The organism is uncultured Dubosiella sp. (genome assembly GCF_964018005.1).
In the GTDB taxonomy this organism is placed as follows: Bacteria; Bacillota_I; Bacilli_A; order Erysipelotrichales; family Erysipelotrichaceae; genus Dubosiella; species Dubosiella muris.
In genome coordinates this window covers 45653-64509 of record NZ_CAXHOA010000006.1, presented here as the reverse complement: position 1 = coordinate 64509, position 18857 = coordinate 45653, and the positions used below count along the sequence as shown (strand labels likewise).

The following is an 18857-nucleotide window of genomic DNA, read 5'->3' as shown; positions in this document are numbered from 1 at the left end:
TATGAAAAAAATATGTATCGTAACCGGAGGCACCGGAGGGCACATTTATCCGGCTCTCGCGTTCGCCTCGAAAGTGAAACAAATGCATCCGGACACGGAGATCCTTTTTATTGGAAACGACGATCGCATGGAAGCCGATCTCATTCCAGCCAATGGATATCCTTTTTTTGCGCTTCACACGTCCGGATTGGCGGGATCGGCTGCGGACCGGCTAAAAGCCGTGATGCAGACGCTGGCGTGCGTCGGCAAGGCGAAAGCCGAACTGAAGCGGTTTGGCGCGGATCTTGTGATAGGATTTGGCGGCTATGTCAGCGCGCCAGTCATGATGGCGGCCCAGGCGATGAAAATCCCGACCGTCATTCACGAGCAAAACTCGATTGTCGGAAAATCGAACAAGCTCGTCATGAACAAGGCGGACGCCATCGTCACTTGCTATGACAAGTGCGACGAAGTGTTTCCCAAGGAAAAAATCCGCAAGCTGGGAAACCCGCGGGCGACGATCGCCGCGGAAGCCGTCGTGGATGAGGGGTATTTCCACTCGCTGGGATTGAAAGACGGCAAAAAGACGATTTTGGTCATGATGGGCTCGCTAGGCTCCTCTTCCGTCAACGAATTGATGAAAGACGCGCTCGCCGATCTCGATCCTCGCCTGCAAATCCTGTACGTTTGCGGCAAGGACAACAGCCAGGATCTGGATTTGTTCAAAGGACAAAAAAACATCCACGTCGTTCCGTATGTGGACACGCTGAAGATTTATGGCCGGATCGACGGCTTGATTTGCCGTGCCGGCGCGACAACGATTGCCGAACTGACCGCCTTAGGCATTCCGGCCATTCTCATTCCAAGTCCGTATGTGGCCAACAACCACCAATACTACAACGCCCGGATGCTGGTGGACTGCCAGGCGGCTTTCATGATCGAGGAAAAAGACTTAAACGCCCGGACGCTGTCGCAAGCCATCGCAAGCTTGTTCGAGCAGCCGGAAACGATGGAATCGGTGCGCCGCAATGCGCTGGCGCTCGGAAAAGGAAACGCGGCGTACGATCTAGTCGAGTTGACTGACGCGTTAATGGAACGGAGGAAACGACCATGAGTTTGCTGGAGCGGCTGCAATGCTATGGAGAAGTGCTCGTGCACGAGCCGATGAGCCGCCATACGACGTATCGGATCGGCGGAAAAGTCGACTATTACATTTATCCGCACACCGAGATCGCGCTGGTGCAAATTTTGAAAATGCTCAAAGCCGAAAACGTGCCGTATTACGTGCTGGGAAGAGGGTCGAACCTGCTGTTTCACGACGACGATTTTCATGGCGCCATCATCAATTTGGATAAAACGCTCAACAACTACTATTTTGAGCCGGACGGGACGCTCGTCGCGCAAGCGGGGTGCTCCATTATCAATTTGGCAATCGAAGCCCTGAAGCGCTCGTTTACGGGATTGGAGTTCGCCTCCGGCATTCCCGGCTCGCTTGGCGGCGGTCTCTTTATGAATGCGGGCGCCTACCAGTCGGATCTTGCCGGCATCGTGGAATCGGTTTGCGTCATTCAGGACGAAAATCTGATCTGGCTGCCAAAATCGTCTCTGGATTACCGTTATCGTCATTCGCTGTTTCAAAACCACCGCGATTTGACGATCGTGGCGGCGCGGCTCAAGCTGGAAAAAGCGGACCAGGAGCAAATCCGCCAGCTTATGCGCTCGCGCCATGAGCGGCGCGTCAGCAGCCAGCCGCTGGACAAGCCGTGCGCGGGCAGCGTCTTCCGCAATCCGGATGAGCGGCCGGCCTGGAAGATCATTGACGATCTCGGGCTGCGGGGACTGCAAATCGGCGGGGCCCGGATTTCTGAAAAACATAGCAATTTTATCGTCAACGAAGGCGGCGCGAAAGCGGAAGATGTGCATGCTCTGATTTCGCGAATCCAAAAAAGCGCCAAAGAAAAATACGCGATCGACTTGATCACGGAAGTGGAGTACTTGAACTGGGATGAGAAGAAAAAGAAAGTTTAAGCTGTCCCTTAAACTGACGTACGTCTTAAGCGCGATCGTGATGGCGCTGGCGACGTTTCTCATTTACTACTATTCATTCGACGCCCGGATGAAAGTGATGGCATGCACAGGAAACTACTACTACAGCGATTCCCAGATTTTCGATATCGCCAAAGTCAACAGCGCGTCCCGCTCGCTGCTGACGCCTTCCTTTTTGGTGGAGCGCAATTTGCGGGCGGATCCGCTTATCGAAAGCGCGAAGGTCACCAAAAACAAAGACCGTATTTTGCTGGACGTCAAGGAGAAAACGGTCATTGGCTATTTTGTCAAAAACGGAAAGAACTACGTCCTCACCAACGAAGGGGAAACAATCGAGCTGGATCAGAAGTATTTGAAAAACATCATCCATTTTCCGCTGATGAGCGACTTTACCGATCAGCAGCTCGAAAACATCTGGAAGGAGTTCGCCAAATATCCGAAGCTTTTGACGCGCGGCGTCGTGGAAAAAATCGCGGAAATGGTTCCGTACGCTTCCAGCTACGACGCGAACATGATCAAGATGACGATGCAGGACGGCAACGTGGTGTATACGTCGGTAGCGGACTTGATGATGATGTCGCGCTATGAGGATATGTTGTCCCAGCTGCGCGGGCAGTCGGTATGTTTGGTGCTCGACGCGCAAAACTCGACGATCAACAAGCTCGACTGCGCGTATTTGAATATGTCGCTGGAAGAGCGCGAAGCCAAACGAAAAGAGGAGGCGGAGCGCAAAAAACAAGAGGAAGAGGAGCGCAAGCGAGCCGAGGCCGAAAAAAAAGCCCAGGAGGAAGCGGAGAAAAAAGCCCAATCCGAGTCCGGGGAACAACAACACTCCGAAGAAAACGGGGAACAGCCATCCGAGGACAACGCGCAGCCGCCTGAAGAAGCGGGTGTCGAGGAGGAAACGGAAGACTGGGTGCTGATGCCGGATAGCGGCATGTTGTATTCAGCCAGCCAAAATTTGTACCAGGATCCGTCGACGGGCGCGTATTATTACTGGGACGAGGAAGCGGGATTCGTTGCGACAGAGTAATGTTTGTCAACATAAACTGTGTATAGTATAATGAAAGGTATGAAACAGGAGGTTCTTTATGCCTATTTATAAATCAACCGAATACGGAAACATCCAGATTTCATTGGAGGCGATCGCTTCGCTGGCCGGCGGAACGATTACCGAGTGCTACGGCGTCGTCGGCATGGCGTCGCAAAAGCTGCTGAAAGACGGATTGGCCGAGTTGTTGAAGTTGGAAAACTATTCGAGAGGAATCGTCGTTCGTCAAAACGATGAAGGACTGGTTCTCGATCTTTATATCATTGCGCTGCAAGGCATCAAACTGGGAGAAGTGATCTACGAAGCGCAAAAACGTGTCAAATATGTCCTTGAGAAAACGTTGGAAGTGAAATGCCAGGCGATCAACGTGTGCGTTCAAGGGGTTAGATTGTCGAAGTAGGTGAATTCAATGGAATGGATTGATGGACAATTATTTAAAGAAATGCTTCTTTCGGGAATGAACAATCTCGGAAACCACTGCGCGCAGATCGACGCGTTGAACGTGTTCCCGGTGCCGGATGGCGACACGGGAACGAATATGTACTTGACGGTGTCCAATGGCGTGCAGGCGGCTCTGGAGGATCCTTCGGACTCGGTAGGAAACATCGCCAAGACGCTTTCCAGAGGTTTGCTGATGGGGGCCCGCGGAAACTCGGGAGTCATCACCTCGCAAATCTTCCGCGGCTTTTACCAGGCGGTCAAAGATCTTGACCGGATCGACGCCGCGCAGCTCGCGCACGCGCTCGTCAATGGAAGCCGGGTGGCGTACCGCGCCGTTATGCGACCGGTCGAAGGAACGATTTTGACGGTCATCCGCGAGGCGGCGGACTACACATACGCCTACACGATGACCGACGAGGTGACGGATTGCGTCAAAGTGATGGAACGCATGGTCAAGGAGGCGAAGGAATCCCTGGATACCACGCCGCAGCTGCTGCCTGTTTTGGCGGAAGTCGGCGTTGTCGATTCGGGTGGCAAGGGACTGCTCGTCATTTTGGAAGGCTTCCTTTCCGCGATGAAAGGGAAAGTCATTGAAAAAGAAGGCGGGGACCAAAACGCCCAGCAAGGCGCCCAGACGAAAGTGCAGGGCGGCGAGGAAGAATATGGTTTCTGCACGGAATTCATTTTGCATTTGAACGAGAACGGCATGCGCCATTTCTCGGAAAACTCGTTCAAGGAGGAACTGTCGACGATTGGAAACTCGATTGTCTGCGTGCAGGACGAGGATCTGGTCAAAGTGCATGTCCACACCCTCGAACCGCAAACGGCCATTAAAATGGGACGCCGTCAGGGACGTTTCATGAAGCTGAAAGTGGAAAACATGCAGGATCAGCATGACACTATCCTTGAGAAAGAAGAGGAAGAAAAACACGAGGCAAAACGCGCTCCGCATAAAAAATACGGCATCATTACCGTCGCGGCGGGCGATGGCATCAAAGACATGTTCAAAGAGCTGCGCGCCGACATCGTGGTCGGTGGCGGACAGACGATGAACCCGAGCACGGAAGATTTCGTGTCCGCGATCAATCAGCTGAATTGCGACCATATCTTTATTTTGCCAAACAACTCGAACATCATTCTCGCCGCGCAGCAGGCGCAAACCGTATGCGAGGACGTGGACGTGCACGTCATTCCAAGCAAGACGATTCCGCAAGGACTGTCCGCGTGCATCATGTTCAACCCGGATGTGGACGTGACCGCCAATCTCGACGAGATGAACGACGCCCTGGCCAACGTCAAGTCCGGCGAAGTGACATACGCGGTACGCGACACGACGTACGAAGGCATGGAAATCAAAAAAGGCCAGTACATGGGAATGTTCGGCAAGGCGATTGTCGCATGCCAGGACGACTGCATGGAAGCGACCAAGGAACTGCTGGATAAAATGCTCGACAAGGACAGCGAGCTCGTCACACTGATTTATGGCGAGGACGCGACGGGTGAGCAAGCGCAGGAGCTGGCGGACTACATCGAGGAGCACAGCGACGCCGAAGTGGAAATCACGAACGGACAGCAGCCGGTGTACTCCTTCATCATTGGCGTGGAATAAACGATCGAAACGCAAGACATCGCTCGCAATCGAGCCGATGTCTTTTTTTTTCGTTCCGAAAAGAGGCGCGCTTGCGATTTGAGGCATTCTTTTTATAATGAATCTGTAAAGGAGTCGTTCATGGAAAAAATCAGGAAATACGGACAGTTGTTTTGGGTCATGTTTTATTTAAGCGCGTTCACGTTTGGCGGCGGATACGTCATCGTGTCTTTGATGCAAAAGGAATTCGTGGAAAAAAAGAAGTGGATCAGCAAAGACGAGATGCTTGATCTCATCGCGATCGCGCAAAGCGCGCCAGGACCGATCGCGGTCAACGGGGCGATCGCCATCGGATACAAGATGGCTGGCATCGGCGGGATGATTTGTGCGGTTCTCGCGACGATTTTGCCGCCCTTTCTCATCATGGTCGCCATCTGGTACGGAAGCCAGCTCATCCATTTGCCCGCTTCGTTCGAGTACGCGATGAAAGGGATGGAAATCGCGGTGTGCGCGTTGATTGTCAGCGTGGTGTACGACATGCAGAAAGGGTTTCAGAAAAAGCCGTTTCCCTACATCGTGGCGGGAATCACCATCGCTTTGACTGGTTTTTTAAACGTGTCGATTCCACTCGTTTTGCTGTTGTGGATCTTATGCGGCCTGCTTGAAAGGAGAAAACAATGCTGATTTTGTTTTGGACTTTTTTTAAGATTGGAATTATGAGCTTTGGCGGCGGCTACGCGTGTCTGCCGCTCATCCAGTCGTTGATCGTCAACGAGCTGCACTGGATCACGACGCAGGAGTTTTCAAGTCTGGTGACGATTTCGCAAATGACGCCCGGGCCGATCGCGATCAACGCCGCGACGTTCGTCGGTTTGAAGGTGGGCGGTTTTTTAGGCGGCATCGTCGCGACGCTCGGATGCATTTTCCCGTCGTGTCTGATTGTCGGCGCCTTGGCGGTTTTATATCAGCGGTACGCCCAGCTGGATTGGCTGGACGCCATTTTGCGGTGGTTGCGCCCGGCGGTTGTCGGCTTGATCGCGGTGGCGGGTTTGACGATGATCGCCCCGTCGATGCAGGCGTTTGGAAAACCGGTTTTGTGGATCGCGCTGTTTGGCGCCAGCTTGTTTTGCTTTTTAAAGACGAAATGGAATCCGGTTTTGATTTTGCTGGGGGCCGGGCTGGTGAACTGGGCGCTGTGCGTGGTTTTAAGCCAATGGTCGATTTTATGAAAAATATGAAACGCTTTCACAAAATATCGGGTATAATAAACGTGGAAGATTTATACAAAAAAGGAGATTGTAATGATGAAATATGCTGTGGGAGTAGATATTGGCGGAACCAATTCGAGAGTGGCGCTCGTTGACGAGAATATGAACGTGATCGAGCGGGTCCAGTTTCCAACGAACATCGAAGAACCGGATGAAACATTGGGACAGCTGGCTGCGGTTGTCAAAGGATTCGAAGCGGATGGCAAAGAAGTTACGGGCATCGGTGTGTCGTGTCCGGGACCGCTGGATCTCATGAACGGAATGGTGATGGAAACGCCAAACCTGAATGGAAAGTGGCATCATTTTCCGGTGGCGAAGCGAATCGCCGAGTTGACAGGCATTCCTTCGTATTTGGAAAACGACGCCAATTTGGCTGCTTTGGCCGAAGCGGTTGTCGGCGAAGGGAAGGACTACCGGTTCGTGCAGTTTTTGACGGTTTCGACAGGCTTGGGATCGGGACAGATCATTGACAAGGAAATTTATATTGGCGCACATGGTTTTGGTCACGAAGTGGCGAACGCGTGCATGTGGAACAACGGGCCGCAGCACGGCAACTTGTATCCGGGCGGCATCGAGGCCATCTCGTCGGGAACGGCGATCACGACCCGGGCGCGCAATGTAGGACTGGATGTCAAGCACGCGGGCGAAGTCAACGATTTGGCGGTTGCCGGCAACGAGACGGCGAAGGCGATCATGGACGACGCCAAACAATACCTCGCCAACTTTATCGCCACGCTGATCGCGATCACGGATCCGGAAATCGTGATTTTGGGCGGCAGTGTCGCGCTGAAGATCGACGGATTTACCGAAGAGGTCGAAGAGCTTGTCAAGGAGCAGGTGTTCGACGTTGTGAAGCCGTATGTGAACGTCCGCAATTCGACATTGAACGAGGATAGCGGGCTGCTTGGAGCCGCCTATTTGGCGTTCTCGAAAGCGGAAGCCGCGTAAAAGGAGACAAAAGACCGGGAAACCGGTCTTTTCATTTTCAATGGATGGTGATAGTATTATAAATACCATACCGTTAAGGAGATGTTTTATGATCTATATTACCGGGGATATCCATCGCGAGCAGGATATCCATAAAATCAACCCAAGGGAGTTTGAAGCGGGAAACCATTTGACCCCGGATGATTATGTCATCATCTGCGGCGATTTTGGCTGTATTTGGGATGGCGGAAGCGGCGACCGGTTTTGGCTGAACTGGCTGGAGTCGCTTCCTTGGAATACGTTGTTTGTCGATGGCAACTACGAGAATTTCGACGTGCTCAAAACGTATCCGGTCGTGGACTACAAAGGCGGAAAGGCGCGGCAGATCCGCTCGAATATTTATCATTTGATGCGCGGGGAAGTGTACGAGATCGACGGGCATTCTTTTTTCACGTTTGGCGGGGCGTACTCACACGATTTGCATTATCGAACCGAACACGTAAACTGGTGGAAGGACGAGATCCCGACCAAGGCGGAAGCAAATAACGCGCTGCGCAATTTGGAGCGCCGCGGCTGGAAGGTGGATTATGTCCTCTCCCACGACGTGTACGCGTCGCATCCGTTTTCGGATAAGTACGAAGTGACGTTGAGTCCTTACGGGCAAGACTATGTCGATATTCACGACTTGCTGGAAACGATCAATCAGAAGCTGACGTACGATGTTTGGTTTTGCGGACATTATCATGGAGATTTCATTCATTACGATCAAAAAAAGCCATGCATCACGCTGTTCAACCATGTCGTGCTGCTCGAAGAGCTTGAAAAGTATTTGCCGCTGCTCAAGCCGGCAGGCCGATGAACGACAAAGAGCGGGAGCGCGAAGCGTTTGGCTTTTACGGCTGGATGAAAACGCGGGCGCGCCAGGACACGAAGCAAAATGAGCCGCCAGGCGAAAGCCGGAAGGAAGAAATATCCGGAAGTTCCCTGCTTGTTGCGGGAGCGGCTGTTTTGCTTGGCGGATGGATTCTCTTTCCTGTGTTTTTTTGGAAGCTGCTTTTCATTTTGGGTTTGATGGGAATTTGCGCGCTAGTCCTAAAGCGCTGGAAATAAAAAGGGATGGACCTTTGTAAAAAGGCTCATCCTTTTTGTATGTTTTTTTCCAGCCGGTGACGGATTTGATAACGAACGAGCACACCGTCTTCCTGCTCCTCGGTTTTTAAAATGCGGGCCGTTTGCCGCAACGTGTCGTATCGCGAAAAGTCAGAATAAGGGATCTTCGTTTCCCGTTCGACCCATTCGCCAAACAGCCGCTCGTTGACTTGCCCGGCAAGAAAGTCGATGTCGCCCGGATCGAGCGCGCTAATATACACTTGGCTTGCGTGGACGGCAGGATGCACGATCTCGGTTTTGTCGCACTGGTTGAAGACGACGAGCCGGTCGATGGACGCGGCGTCAATGGCTTCCAGCGTGGTTTCGGTTGCCTCGATGTCGTCCAGATAGTTGGGTTTGGACGCGTCGACGACGTGCAGTACGCAAGTGGCTAGCTGAATGTCTTCGAGCGTGGAATGGAAGGCGCGCACAAGCTCGTGCGGAAGATCGTGCAAAAAACCAACGGTGTCCACGAGCAAAAAAGACTGGCCATACGGCTGCTCGATGAGCCGCACCGACGTGTCCAGCGTGGCGAACAACCGATTTTCCTGAAGCACCTGCTTGGCGTCTTTGGCGTGGAAACGGCGAAGGAATCCGTTCATCACCGTGGATTTTCCGGCGTTGGTGTAGCCAGCCAAAGCGACGAGGGGAACGCTGGCGCGCAACCGGCTCGCCCGCTGGGTGTCGCGCTGTTTTTGAAGCCGGGCAAGCTCTTTTTCGATTTGGGCGATTCGGGTTTTGATGAGCCGCTTGTCGAGCTGAAGCTGCTTTTCGCCCGCGCCCCGGTTCGTGACGCCGCCGCGCTGACGGGTGAGATGGACGTTGGTGCCGATGAGCCGGTTGAGCTGCCGGCGCAGCAGGGCGGATTCGATTTGAAGGCGGGCGGCCGCGCTTTGCGCCTGCTCCAGAAAGATATGAAGAATCAAATCGGTGCGGTCCAGCACGCGGCGGTCGAAGCGGCGCTCAAGCTCCCGGGCCTGCATGACGCTTAAGTCGCTGGAAAACACGACGACGTTCGCGGAAGGATCGACTTGGAGGAATCGTTCGATTTCCTCGCATTTTCCCTTTCCAATGTAGGTGGAGCGGGAAACCGCTTTTACGTTTTGCTCAAAGACGCGCGCGATGCCGATGCCGGCGCTGTCGAGCAAGTCGCGCATTTCCTTTTTTTGTTCCGGGGTTTCCTCCTGGCAAAAAATCAGTATGGCGTTCATCGAAAGACCTCCTTTTTGGTTCATTATACGCCAATCCAACCGCGTTGGCATGAAAAAAGCCGTCTGCTCGCAGACGGCTTCGGTGTTGTAGCGATATCTTTTTTATAGAAAGTGGATGGGAGACTAGTCGTCCAAGTCGATGATGTCGCCCAGATTGTCTTTGATCGTTTTTTCCAGCGTGTCAAACGAGTTGTTAAAGCGCATTTGGTCATTTTCGTTGAGCGGCAGGCACATGATTTGCTGCACGCCGTTCGATCCGACGACGCTAGGTGTTCCAATGAAATAGCCGGAACGTCCATATTCGCCTTCCTGATAGCTGGAAACCGGAAGGATGCAGCGCTCGTTGTTCAAAACGGCCGTCACGATCCGGCGAAGCGCCAAACCGATTCCGTAGTAGGTCGCTTTTTTCAGGTCGATGATCTTATACGCCTTGTCGCGCACGTCGATATAGATTTCCTGTAGTTCTTTGAGCGAAATGTTGTGCTCATCCAAGTACTCGAGCAGCGATTTGCAGCCGATGTACGTATGGATCCATGGGACAAAACTCGAATCGCCGTGCTCGCCCATGATGTAGGCGTGGATGTTGCTGTCGGCAAATCCAAGGAATTGCGACAGCGCGTGGCGAAGACGAGCCGTATCCAGCACGGTTCCCGAACCGATGACATGATTTTTTGGAAGGCCGCTTGTTTTCCAGGCCACATACGTCATAATGTCGACAGGGTTGTTGGCGACGATCAGGATTCCGTTGAATCCGTTTTCTTTCAGGGCCGTACAAACCCCTTTCGTAATGTTCGCGTTGATTCGTACGAGTTCAAGACGCGATTGTCCCGGCTTTTGAGCAGCTCCAGCCGTGAGAACGACGATGTTGGTGTCTTTGGCGTCCGCGTACGATCCAGCCGTGATCTTCAGTTTCGAGTCCGCGTAGACAAGTCCGTCGTTCAAGTCCATCATCTCGCCGCGCGCCTTGTCTTCGTTGACGTCGACAAGGACCAGTTCGTCAATTCCACGTTCATTCAGCAGCGAGTAGGCGAATGACATGCCGACAAATCCGGTACCGACCAGCATGATTTTTCTTTTCATGATTTTTTCTGATTTCATGACAAATATCTCCTCCTTATATGGCTTATTATAATCGTTTCGATTTCATTCGTAAATGAATCGCTTACATTTTCGGAGAAAGTCATAAAAAAATGCTCTATGACCGAAAAATCATAGAACATTTCAAGATAAAATTATTGCGCGGTTTGCTGGCTGAGCTTGATTTTCACCTCGTGCGTGCGTCCGTCGCGCTCGATTTCCATCGGAACGACGTCACCGATTTTGTGGCGGCGCAGCAGCTGCTTGACTTCCGAAGCGGACTGGACGGTTTGCCCGTCGAACGAAACGATGCGGTCGTTGACTTTCAGACCCGCCTGGTCGGCCGCGCCGCCTTCGATGACTTGCACGATGTACACGCCATCCGGATAGTCGGAATTGCCAAACGACGCCGTATGGTCGTACAAGCTGACGTTGAGGGCCGGACGCGTCGTGACCGAACCGTTTTGAATGAGCTCGTCAAGAATCTCGATGGCGTCGCTAATCGGAATGGCGAAGCCAAGACCCTCGATGCCGGCGGCGCTTTGCTTGGCGTTCACGATGCCGATGAGGTTGCCGGCGGCATCAAACAAGCCGCCGCCCGAGTTGCCTGGGTTGATGGCCGCATCCGTCTGAAGAAGGGTCATCGTTTCGTTTTCGATCGTGATTTCCCGGTCGAGCGCGGAAATGATTCCGGTTGTGACCGTGCCACCCAGCGATCCGAGCGGATTGCCGATGGCGATGGCGATATCCCCGACTTTCAAGTCGTTCGAATTGCCAAACGTCGCGGCCGGGAGCTGGTCGGCGTCGATTTTAATGACCGCCAAATCGGTTTGCGGGTCGGTGCCGATCAGCTTGGCGTCGTATTCGGCGCCTTCCACGGTTTTGACTTTGATGCTGGACGTGTTGGCGATGACGTGGTTGTTCGTGATGATGTAGCCATCCGCCGACATGATGACGCCGCTGCCGGCGCCTTGTTCAACGTATTGGGCGAACGGGTTGTTGCCGCTGGTCGCGGTTTCTGTCGTGATTTCCACGACGGTTGGACGGCACACATCCACCACGTTGCTGACATCGACCGCCTCGATCGAGCCGGAACCGTGCTGGCTGCTGGCGTCCTGGTTAATCGTGAGCGACGACTGCCTGTCGTTTTGGGCGGCGAGCCGATACGCCGCGTATCCGCCTCCGATCCCGGCGATTCCGGAAAACAAAACCACGCAAATCGCCAGGGTCACCCAGCGGGCTGTATGGTTTTTTCTTTGGAAAGCGGGAGGCTTTGAATTGGTTTGTTTCATAGGAATGGATCCTCCTTTGCAATAATTTCATATTATCATACTGTTTCCTAGGCTTCCACTCATTCGAAAGAGGTTCACGTTTTCCCGTTTTTTGAAAAGGGCGCAATCCCAAAGTGGAAAGCCGCGGACGGCTTCGAAAAAATCCGGGCAATAGAGTGGATTCCTGCGGTCATCATCGTGACAGGGGTTCTCGACTTGCTTATAAAAAGATGATATAATTTGTTTGAATTATAAGCACTTTATTAGGAGGTTTAACATGGCTGAAGAAAAAAAAGCAGCAATTCGTACTACAAAAAAGCCTGAAACAGCAGATAAAAATGCTGTGAAGAAAGAGGAAACAGCAGCAGATGACTTGGCAGCAAAAAAGACGAAGTCGCCGGCAAAGAAAACTGTTAAAAAAGCAACAGCGACGACTAAAAATAAAGCAACAACGAAAAAGACAGTTCGTAAAACAGCTGAAGCGCCAGTTGAGAAGCCGGTTGTGGCAGCAGCTGCGGCTGATGATGCGGCAGGAAAAACAATCCCAGCAGTCAAAGCCGACACCGCTGACACAGCGGCAAGCCAACCAGCAGTTGCGGCGGCTCCAGCTGGAACAGCGGAGAAAACGGTAGAGAAAAAACCGGCCGCGAAAAAGACGACGGCGAAGAAAACCACCGCGAAAAAAGCGGAAGAGCCTGTAAAGGAAGAAAAGAAAGCGCCGGCGAAGAAGACGGCCGCGAAAAAGACGACGGCGAAGAAAACCACCGCGAAAAAGGCGGAAGAGCCTGTAAAGGAAGAAAAGAAAGCGCCGGCAAAGAAGACGGCCGCGAAAAAGACGGTCGTGAAAGAGCAGGACGAGAAAGCGGAAAAAGCCAAAGAGGCGGCCGTGGACGCGCCAAGTCTGGATGAAGTGACGATCGAAGAAGTCAAAGCCGTAACGGCACCGGTCGAAGAGCCAAAAAAACCAGCGGAAGAGCCAAAAGCGAGCGCTGAGGAAAAAGCGGCGGCGTACAACGCGTTCAATCTCGATACGATCATCGAAATGGCGAACGAGCTGGGAATCGAAAAAACATACGACGACTACAAGAAACTGCTCATCGCCAACAACGATCCGGAGCAAATCGCAAAGGATCTGGCGCAGGAAGCGACGAAAGCCAAATCGTTCACTTTCGAGGAAGATGGATACGATGTGGATTTGATTCCGGTGCTCGTGGCTAAAGTTTCGGACACGATTGACTGGGACGCGGCGAACCTGCTTCCATTGGGCGACCGCATTCAGGAAGCGTGCGCGATGGAACTGGGCGAGGACGCGCTGGCCAACACGAACGTGTACAACACGCTGTTCGACACGGTTCGCGAAGTGCTCATGATCGCGCAGCAGGAAAACGTGCATGATCTGGCGCAAATCAACGAAATGACCGGCGCCGACGTCAAAGCGCTTGTCGTGAAATTCATGGATGTGGCTTATGACATCTTGAAGTCGTGGCAGTACAACGACGTGAAATACTATGAAGGATTCATTTACTCGGTGCTTTCCCAGTTCGAGGAACTGCATCAGCAGCTGGGAACAAGAGCGATGATGGATGTGGCGGATTTATTGATTTTGCATGGCGATTTTGGTCTTGGCGACGCCAACTACCATTACATCATTCGTGAAAACAACATCAAAGACATGATTTATTTCCGGTTCGCGAACGTGTATCGCGGAATCGACCGCGATAAGGCGCGCGCGATCGCGCACGAAGCGCTGCAATGGGTCGACGGACGCTACGACTACTACCAGGCAATTTTGGATATTCTGCACAACTAATTTGGACGGAACAAGAGGCTTTCGAAAACGGAAGCCTTTTTTTTGTGGAAAGGCATACAATGGAGGGCAAAGACGCGAAAACACAAAGAAATCGCTTCCGCACGGCGAATTGTGTATTTTTTTCTTGCTTTTTTCTTAAATGCGAATATGATAGAGAATAATTGGATTTAGGAGGTACCATGAGCGCAACAAAAATTCCTGAATGGGTTCTACATTGCCTGGATCAATATGGCAACTGCGCGTGCGGGCGCGCCATCACAAAAAAATTCGGCAAGGATAAGCTTTTGGAAGTGCTGGAAGCAGCGGGCTATCCATGCGAGCTGGAAATCTTGTCGGATCAAAAGGACAAAAACCAGTATCCGAAAGACGGAACGTATATCGTCACATTGAAAAACCGTCAAACATTGTTTGAAAGCATGTAAAAAGCATAACGCTTGATTTCAAATCGAGTCGTTATGCTTTTTCTTTTAGCGGTTTAGATTTTCCTTGATCGCGGCGACGAATTCGGTAGTCGTCGCGTTTCCGCCAAGATCCGGCGTCAACACCTCGCCTTGCGCGAACACCTGGTCCAGCGCGTTCCGAATGGTTTGCGCGCACGCCTTGCAGCCCAAATCGTCGAGCATCATGCACGCCGACAACAGCAGCGCGGTCGGATTGGCGATGTTTTTTCCGGCGATATCCGGCGCGCTTCCGTGGACGGCCTCGTACATTGCGAAGTCCTCGCCGCGGTTGCAACTTGGCAGCAAGCCAAGACCGCCAATCAAGCCGGAAGTCAAATCGGAAACGATATCGCCATACAGGTTTGGCATGACCATCACGTCAAAGCGTTCCGGATGCATGACAAGATTCATGCACGTGGCGTCGACGATCATGGAGTCGGCTTCGATTTCCGGATAGTCTTTGGCGATGTCATTGAACAAACCCAAAAACATTCCGTCGCTTTTTTTCAAAATATTCGCCTTGTGGACACATGTCACTTTTTTCCGGCCGTTTTCCCTGGCGAATTCGAACGCTTTGCGAAGGATCCGCTCGCTCGCCTTGCGGGTGATTCGCTTGATGGCGTGCACCGTGTCGGCGTCGACTTCGATTTCCTCGCCAATGTACAAGTCTTCCGTGTTTTCACGCACCGTCACGACGTCGACGTGCTCAAAACGGCAAGGCAGCGCCGGGTTGGTTTTGGCTGGACGGATGTTCGCCCACAAATCGTATTTTTGCCGGAGGGTGACGTTCAAAGATTTAAAACCGGTTCCGATCGGGGTCGTGATGGGCGACTTCAGCAAAATCCGGTTTTTCTCGAAGCTTTTCAAGCCCTCCTCGGGAATAAAGGCGCCCGTCTTTTCATAGACGGCCGCTCCTACGTCGAAAATTTCAAACTCCAGCGGCGCCTTGGCCGTTTGAAGAATATCCAGCACCACGTCGGTGATTTCCGGCCCGATGCCGTCACCGCGAAATACAGTAATCGTCTGATTCATTCCATTCTTTCCTTTCTCCTACATAAATATTCGCCGGTCGAATAAGCTTCCGGTTGGACTGGCGGTTTTCCAAATGGTGGGCAATCCAGCCCGCGGTCCGCGCGATCGCGAACAGGGAGGTGAACAAGCTTGGCTCGATATGGAGCATCCGGTACGCGAAGCCGGAATAAAAATCGACGTTCGCGCAGCACTCGATGCCTTTGCAGCGCTTCATCGCCTTTTTGGCGGCTTGTTCGAAATGGCTGAAAATCTCAAATTCCTCCTCGTAGCCTTGCTCATACGCCAGTTTGCGGCATTCCTCCTTGATCAGGACGGCGCGGGGATCGCTTTTTGTGTAGATCGCGTGGCCGATGCCGTAAATCAGCCCCGATTTGTCGTACAGCTCCTTGGCCAGCAGCTTGTAGGCGATTTCCTCGAGCATTTGGTCGTCCCAGCCGTTTTGGCAAAGCTCCAGGATCATCTCGCACTGGCCGCTCATCTTTTCGGCCGCCCCGCCATGGCGAGGCCCTTTCAGGGAGCCGATCGCCGCGCTCATGCACGAGTAGATGTCGGTGCCGGTGCTTGTGATGACGACGTTGGCGAACGTGGAATTGTTGCCGCCGCCATGGTCGGCGTGGAGCATGAGCAGCGTGTCCATGACGCGCGCCTCCTGAATCGTGTAGGCGTCGCTTTGTCTGGCCAGAGCCAGGATGTTTTCCGCCAGTCCCTTGTCGCTAAGAGGATAGGCGTCGAAACGCTTGTGGTGGTAGTTGGAAAACACAAACAGGGGAATGCTTCCCAAAATCGAGATGCCTTTGCTCATCCGCTCCTCCAGAGAATCGCGGTCCGGATTCGGGTCGCTGCCATACAGTTTTAAAATTTCGATTTGCAGGGCGTTCAGCAAGTTGCTTGTCTCGTATTCGACCTGGATAAAGTCGGCGTTGACGGCATCGTGAAGCGCCTGGCGAAACAAGGCGAGTTCCTGGTCGGTGGGAAGCTTTCCGAAAATCAAAAGGAAAGCGACCGTCTCGTAGCCTTGCACCGGCTTTTTTGACTGCATTTTGACAAGATCCCGCACGGAGTAGCCTCGGTAGATGAGCTGGCCGTCGATGTTGTGCTTGTGGCCGTGGATCATCTGGTAGCCCACCACGTCGCAAATCTTCGTCAGGCCGACTTTGACGCCGGTTCCGTTTTCATTGCGTAATCCTTGTTTGACTCGGTATCGCGCGTACAAGGAAGGGTCGATTTGATTGGCTTCCATGTTCTCGCGATAGATTCTTTTCAATGTGTTCATACATATTCCTTTCATATGTTTTCATATTATATCATAAAAATTTTCAAATTCTTTCAAAGTTTGTTATAATCGGGAACAAGAGGTGGAACAATGAAAACTTTAGCTCAAAAGATCCTGGACGCGCACCTGGTGAGCGGGCGCGCGCAGGCAGGAGAACAAGTCGAAATCAAAATGGATCAAACACTGACGCAGGACGCGACCGGAACGATGGCCTACATGCAGCTCGAGGCGATGGGCGTCGATCAAGTCAAAACCGAGCTGTCCGTCAGTTACGTTGACCACAACACGCTGCAAAGCGGATATATGAACGCGGACGACCACGCGTATTTGCAGTCGGTCGCCGCCAAACATGGCGTCTATTTTTCCAAAGCGGGCAACGGCATTTGCCACCAGCTTCATTTGGAACGGTTCGCCAAGCCGGGAAAGACGCTGATTGGCTCGGATTCCCATACGCCGACCGGCGGCGCGATGGCGATGATCGCCATCGGGGCCGGGGGACTGGATGTCGCCAAAGCGATGGCGGGAATTCCGTACCGGATCCCGTATCCGAAAATCGTGGAAGTGCGTTTAACCGGGGAACTCGGTCATGGCGTGAGCGCGAAAGACATCATTCTTGAACTGCTTCGTCTTCAAAGCGTGAAAGGCGGTGTCGGCCGCATTTACGAATACACCGGTCCGGGGGTGAAGACGCTTAGCGTCTACCAGCGGGCGACCATCACGAACATGGGCGCCGAGCTGGGAGCGACCACGTCCGTGTTTCCAAGCGACGAGATCACGCGCGAATTTTTGAAGCGGCAGCAAAGAGAGCAGGACTATGTTCCGCTGGAAGCCGACGAGGGGGCGGTTTACGACGCGACCATCGAAATCGACCTGTCCGCGTTAAAGCCCGCGGCGGCTTGTCCGAATTCTCCGGATAACATTCAGGCTGTCGAAGCGCTGCAGGGCAAAAAAGTCGACCAGGTCGCGATTGGATCGTGTACGAATTCCGGCTACGAGGATCTCATGAAAGTCGCCGCGATCTTGAAAGGAAGAAAAATCGCGGAAAACGTGTCGCTTGTCATTAGTCCGGGTTCCCGCCAGGTGATGCGCAAGCTCATTCAAAACGGCGCGTTCGCCACGTTTGTGGACGCGGGCGCCCGCATTTTGGAGTGCACATGCGGTCCTTGCATCGGCATGGGACAGTCGCCAAAAAGCGAAGGCGTGTCCTTGCGCACGTTCAACCGGAACTTTTACGGCCGAAGCGGAACATTGTCGGCCGAGGTGTATCTTGTGTCGCCTGAAACGGCGGCTGCCAGCGCGATCACGGGCGTGTTCACCGATCCGACGACGCTGGATTACGAAGACACGTTCGCGCCCGAGCCATCGTATGTGGACGACTCGCTCATTTACGCGCCATCGAAGCAGCCAGAGCAAGTCGAAGTGCAGTTTGGCCCGAACATCAAACCGCTTCCGATCAACGAAAGCCTGCCGACTTCCTTCGCCAAGCGGGTCGTTATCAAACTTGAAGACAACATTACGACCGACCACATCGCGCCGGCGGGCGCGAAAGTGCTGCCGTACCGCTCCAACATTGAAAAGCTTTCCACTTTCGTGTTTGAAAACAACAAAAAGGACTTTTACAAAGTTTGCGCCGAGCATGGCGGAGGCGTCATTGTGGCTGGAGAAAACTATGGCCAGGGCTCTTCCCGGGAGCATGCGGCGCTGGCGCCCATGTATTTAGGCGTCAAGGCCGTCGTCGCCAAGAGCTTCGCCCGGATCCATCTCGCCAATCTTATTAATTTTGGTATCATTCCGTTTGTGTTTGCCGACAAGGCGGACTACGACGCGATTGACGATTTGGACGAGCTTGTTTTTGAAGACGTGCATGGTTTGGAAACGGGCGCAGACTACGCGATATACAATAAAACGAAGGCGCGTCGCATCCCGGTGAGGGCGCAAATCAGCCCGGCGGATTTCGCGATCCTGAAGGCGGGCGGGGCCTTGAACTATATTCGAAACGCACAAAAGACAAATTCTTGACAATTAAAGACGAACAGCTTAATCTAAGCTATATATTGAATCAGCGATGACAGGAAGAGTACGATTCCGGATGTTGATAGAGACTTCTTGGTTGGTGGAAAAGAAGAGCGGAACGATCCGAAACACATCCTCGAGCTACATTCTTGAACGAAGTAGGGAATGTCGACTGGCAGTCGTTATCCGGCCTGGCGTATGATCAATACCCGCGAAGGCGCCGATTGTGAAATCGACGCGAAGTAAGGTGGAACCACGTAAGTTTAGCTTTCGTCCTTTGG

General features: G+C 52.8%; 18 protein-coding genes and 1 other annotated feature. Of the genes, 13 read left to right on the top strand and 5 right to left on the bottom strand.

The annotated features are described in order from the left end of the window. The first annotated feature begins 1 nt into the window (after nt 1). The 10 genes from murG to ABNS49_RS05595 all read left to right on the top strand — a co-directional run bounded on the left by murG (nt 2) and on the right by ABNS49_RS05595 (nt 8410). Complete coding sequence (murG, locus tag ABNS49_RS05640) at nt 2-1093, top strand: undecaprenyldiphospho-muramoylpentapeptide beta-N-acetylglucosaminyltransferase (protein WP_135980677.1); 1092 nt, start codon at nt 2-4, stop codon at nt 1091-1093. Further along, nucleotides 1090-2007 (top strand): UDP-N-acetylmuramate dehydrogenase, encoded by a 918-nt coding sequence (murB, locus tag ABNS49_RS05635; RefSeq protein WP_135980678.1) that lies wholly within the window; start codon nt 1090-1092, stop codon nt 2005-2007. Before murG ends, murB begins: the two co-directional genes overlap by 4 nt. Then, nucleotides 1985-3058 carry a hypothetical protein gene (locus tag ABNS49_RS05630; RefSeq protein ID WP_135980679.1) on the top strand — a complete coding sequence of 358 codons (1074 nt, stop codon included), beginning with the start codon at nt 1985-1987 and terminating at the stop codon, nt 3056-3058. Before murB ends, ABNS49_RS05630 begins: the two co-directional genes overlap by 23 nt. 58 nt (nt 3059-3116) lie before the next feature. After that, entirely contained in the window at nt 3117-3476 is a 360-nt protein-coding gene (locus ABNS49_RS05625) for an Asp23/Gls24 family envelope stress response protein (RefSeq protein WP_135980680.1), read from the top strand. A gap of 9 nt (nt 3477-3485) precedes the next feature. Further along, complete coding sequence (locus ABNS49_RS05620; RefSeq protein WP_348688024.1) at nt 3486-5126, top strand: DAK2 domain-containing protein; 1641 nt, start codon at nt 3486-3488, stop codon at nt 5124-5126. A 120-nt stretch (nt 5127-5246) separates the two neighbouring features. Next, nucleotides 5247-5789, top strand: coding sequence for a chromate transporter (locus tag ABNS49_RS05615; protein ID WP_135980682.1), 543 nt, complete (start codon nt 5247-5249; stop codon nt 5787-5789). Then, nucleotides 5783-6334, top strand: coding sequence for a chromate transporter (locus ABNS49_RS05610; protein ID WP_135980683.1), 552 nt, complete (start codon nt 5783-5785; stop codon nt 6332-6334). The genes ABNS49_RS05615 and ABNS49_RS05610 overlap by 7 nt, the downstream gene beginning before the upstream one ends. Before the next feature lie 72 nt (nt 6335-6406). Further along, a complete protein-coding gene (locus tag ABNS49_RS05605) occupies nt 6407-7321 on the top strand; it encodes an ROK family protein (RefSeq protein WP_277820828.1) in 915 nt (304 codons plus the stop codon). A gap of 88 nt (nt 7322-7409) precedes the next feature. Beyond that, nucleotides 7410-8159, top strand: a complete 750-nt coding sequence (locus ABNS49_RS05600) for a metallophosphoesterase (RefSeq protein ID WP_135980684.1) — start codon at nt 7410-7412, stop codon at nt 8157-8159. Beyond that, a complete protein-coding gene (locus ABNS49_RS05595; RefSeq protein ID WP_135980685.1) occupies nt 8156-8410 on the top strand; it encodes a hypothetical protein in 255 nt (84 codons plus the stop codon). Before ABNS49_RS05600 ends, ABNS49_RS05595 begins: the two co-directional genes overlap by 4 nt. A 26-nt stretch (nt 8411-8436) precedes the next feature. Here ABNS49_RS05595 and hflX read toward each other — a convergent pair whose 3' ends face one another. The 3 genes from hflX to ABNS49_RS05580 all read right to left on the bottom strand — a co-directional run bounded on the left by hflX (nt 8437) and on the right by ABNS49_RS05580 (nt 12029). Next, the gene (hflX, locus tag ABNS49_RS05590) at nt 8437-9660 is read right to left on the bottom strand and encodes a GTPase HflX (RefSeq protein ID WP_168353615.1); all 1224 of its coding nucleotides are present in this window, start codon (nt 9658-9660) and stop codon (nt 8437-8439) included. A gap of 123 nt (nt 9661-9783) precedes the next feature. Next, nucleotides 9784-10758, bottom strand: coding sequence for an L-lactate dehydrogenase (locus tag ABNS49_RS05585; protein ID WP_135980687.1), 975 nt, complete (start codon nt 10756-10758; stop codon nt 9784-9786). Nucleotides 10759-10892: 134 nt separating this feature from the next. Then, nucleotides 10893-12029, bottom strand: a complete 1137-nt coding sequence (locus ABNS49_RS05580; RefSeq protein ID WP_135980688.1) for a trypsin-like peptidase domain-containing protein — start codon at nt 12027-12029, stop codon at nt 10893-10895. A gap of 256 nt (nt 12030-12285) precedes the next feature. Here ABNS49_RS05580 and ABNS49_RS05575 point away from each other — a divergent pair, with 256 nt between their 5' ends. Beyond that, complete coding sequence (locus ABNS49_RS05575) at nt 12286-13818, top strand: neurofilament protein (RefSeq protein WP_168353616.1); 1533 nt, start codon at nt 12286-12288, stop codon at nt 13816-13818. Nucleotides 13819-13997: 179 nt separating this feature from the next. Beyond that, complete coding sequence (locus ABNS49_RS05570; RefSeq protein ID WP_135980690.1) at nt 13998-14240, top strand: hypothetical protein; 243 nt, start codon at nt 13998-14000, stop codon at nt 14238-14240. Nucleotides 14241-14285: 45 nt separating this feature from the next. Here ABNS49_RS05570 and ABNS49_RS05565 read toward each other — a convergent pair whose 3' ends face one another. Beyond that, nucleotides 14286-15290, bottom strand: a complete 1005-nt coding sequence (locus tag ABNS49_RS05565; RefSeq protein ID WP_135980691.1) for an isocitrate/isopropylmalate dehydrogenase family protein — start codon at nt 15288-15290, stop codon at nt 14286-14288. Continuing rightward, nucleotides 15259-16563 carry a citrate synthase gene (locus ABNS49_RS05560; RefSeq protein WP_135980692.1) on the bottom strand — a complete coding sequence of 435 codons (1305 nt, stop codon included), beginning with the start codon at nt 16561-16563 and terminating at the stop codon, nt 15259-15261. Before ABNS49_RS05560 ends, ABNS49_RS05565 begins: the two co-directional genes overlap by 32 nt. Before the next feature lie 90 nt (nt 16564-16653). Here ABNS49_RS05560 and ABNS49_RS05555 point away from each other — a divergent pair, with 90 nt between their 5' ends. Then, nucleotides 16654-18582: an aconitate hydratase gene (locus ABNS49_RS05555; RefSeq protein ID WP_135980693.1), complete on the top strand. Its 1929-nt coding sequence runs from the start codon at nt 16654-16656 to the stop codon at nt 18580-18582. Nucleotides 18583-18619: 37 nt separating this feature from the next. Continuing rightward, nucleotides 18620-18857: a binding site (T-box leader), on the top strand.

What these genes read in the sequence shown, in the direction of transcription:
- ABNS49_RS05595 (WP_135980685.1), top strand. Translation starts at nt 8,156, where the DNA reads ATGAACGACAAAGAGCGGGAGCGCGAAGCGTTTGGCTTTTACGGCTGG.
- ABNS49_RS05630 (WP_135980679.1), top strand. Translation starts at nt 1,985, where the DNA reads ATGAGAAGAAAAAGAAAGTTTAAGCTGTCCCTTAAACTGACGTACGTC.
- ABNS49_RS05600 (WP_135980684.1), top strand. Translation starts at nt 7,410, where the DNA reads ATGATCTATATTACCGGGGATATCCATCGCGAGCAGGATATCCATAAA.
- ABNS49_RS05605 (WP_277820828.1), top strand. Translation starts at nt 6,407, where the DNA reads ATGATGAAATATGCTGTGGGAGTAGATATTGGCGGAACCAATTCGAGA.
- ABNS49_RS05560 (WP_135980692.1), bottom strand. Translation starts at nt 16,563, where the DNA reads ATGAACACATTGAAAAGAATCTATCGCGAGAACATGGAAGCCAATCAA.
- ABNS49_RS05570 (WP_135980690.1), top strand. Translation starts at nt 13,998, where the DNA reads ATGAGCGCAACAAAAATTCCTGAATGGGTTCTACATTGCCTGGATCAA.
- ABNS49_RS05625 (WP_135980680.1), top strand. Translation starts at nt 3,117, where the DNA reads ATGCCTATTTATAAATCAACCGAATACGGAAACATCCAGATTTCATTG.
- ABNS49_RS05575 (WP_168353616.1), top strand. Translation starts at nt 12,286, where the DNA reads ATGGCTGAAGAAAAAAAAGCAGCAATTCGTACTACAAAAAAGCCTGAA.
- hflX (WP_168353615.1), bottom strand. Translation starts at nt 9,660, where the DNA reads ATGAACGCCATACTGATTTTTTGCCAGGAGGAAACCCCGGAACAAAAA.
- ABNS49_RS05580 (WP_135980688.1), bottom strand. Translation starts at nt 12,029, where the DNA reads ATGAAACAAACCAATTCAAAGCCTCCCGCTTTCCAAAGAAAAAACCAT.
- murB (WP_135980678.1), top strand. Translation starts at nt 1,090, where the DNA reads ATGAGTTTGCTGGAGCGGCTGCAATGCTATGGAGAAGTGCTCGTGCAC.
- ABNS49_RS05610 (WP_135980683.1), top strand. Translation starts at nt 5,783, where the DNA reads ATGCTGATTTTGTTTTGGACTTTTTTTAAGATTGGAATTATGAGCTTT.
- ABNS49_RS05565 (WP_135980691.1), bottom strand. Translation starts at nt 15,290, where the DNA reads ATGAATCAGACGATTACTGTATTTCGCGGTGACGGCATCGGGCCGGAA.
- ABNS49_RS05585 (WP_135980687.1), bottom strand. Translation starts at nt 10,758, where the DNA reads ATGAAATCAGAAAAAATCATGAAAAGAAAAATCATGCTGGTCGGTACC.
- ABNS49_RS05555 (WP_135980693.1), top strand. Translation starts at nt 16,654, where the DNA reads ATGAAAACTTTAGCTCAAAAGATCCTGGACGCGCACCTGGTGAGCGGG.
- ABNS49_RS05620 (WP_348688024.1), top strand. Translation starts at nt 3,486, where the DNA reads ATGGAATGGATTGATGGACAATTATTTAAAGAAATGCTTCTTTCGGGA.
- ABNS49_RS05615 (WP_135980682.1), top strand. Translation starts at nt 5,247, where the DNA reads ATGGAAAAAATCAGGAAATACGGACAGTTGTTTTGGGTCATGTTTTAT.
- murG (WP_135980677.1), top strand. Translation starts at nt 2, where the DNA reads ATGAAAAAAATATGTATCGTAACCGGAGGCACCGGAGGGCACATTTAT.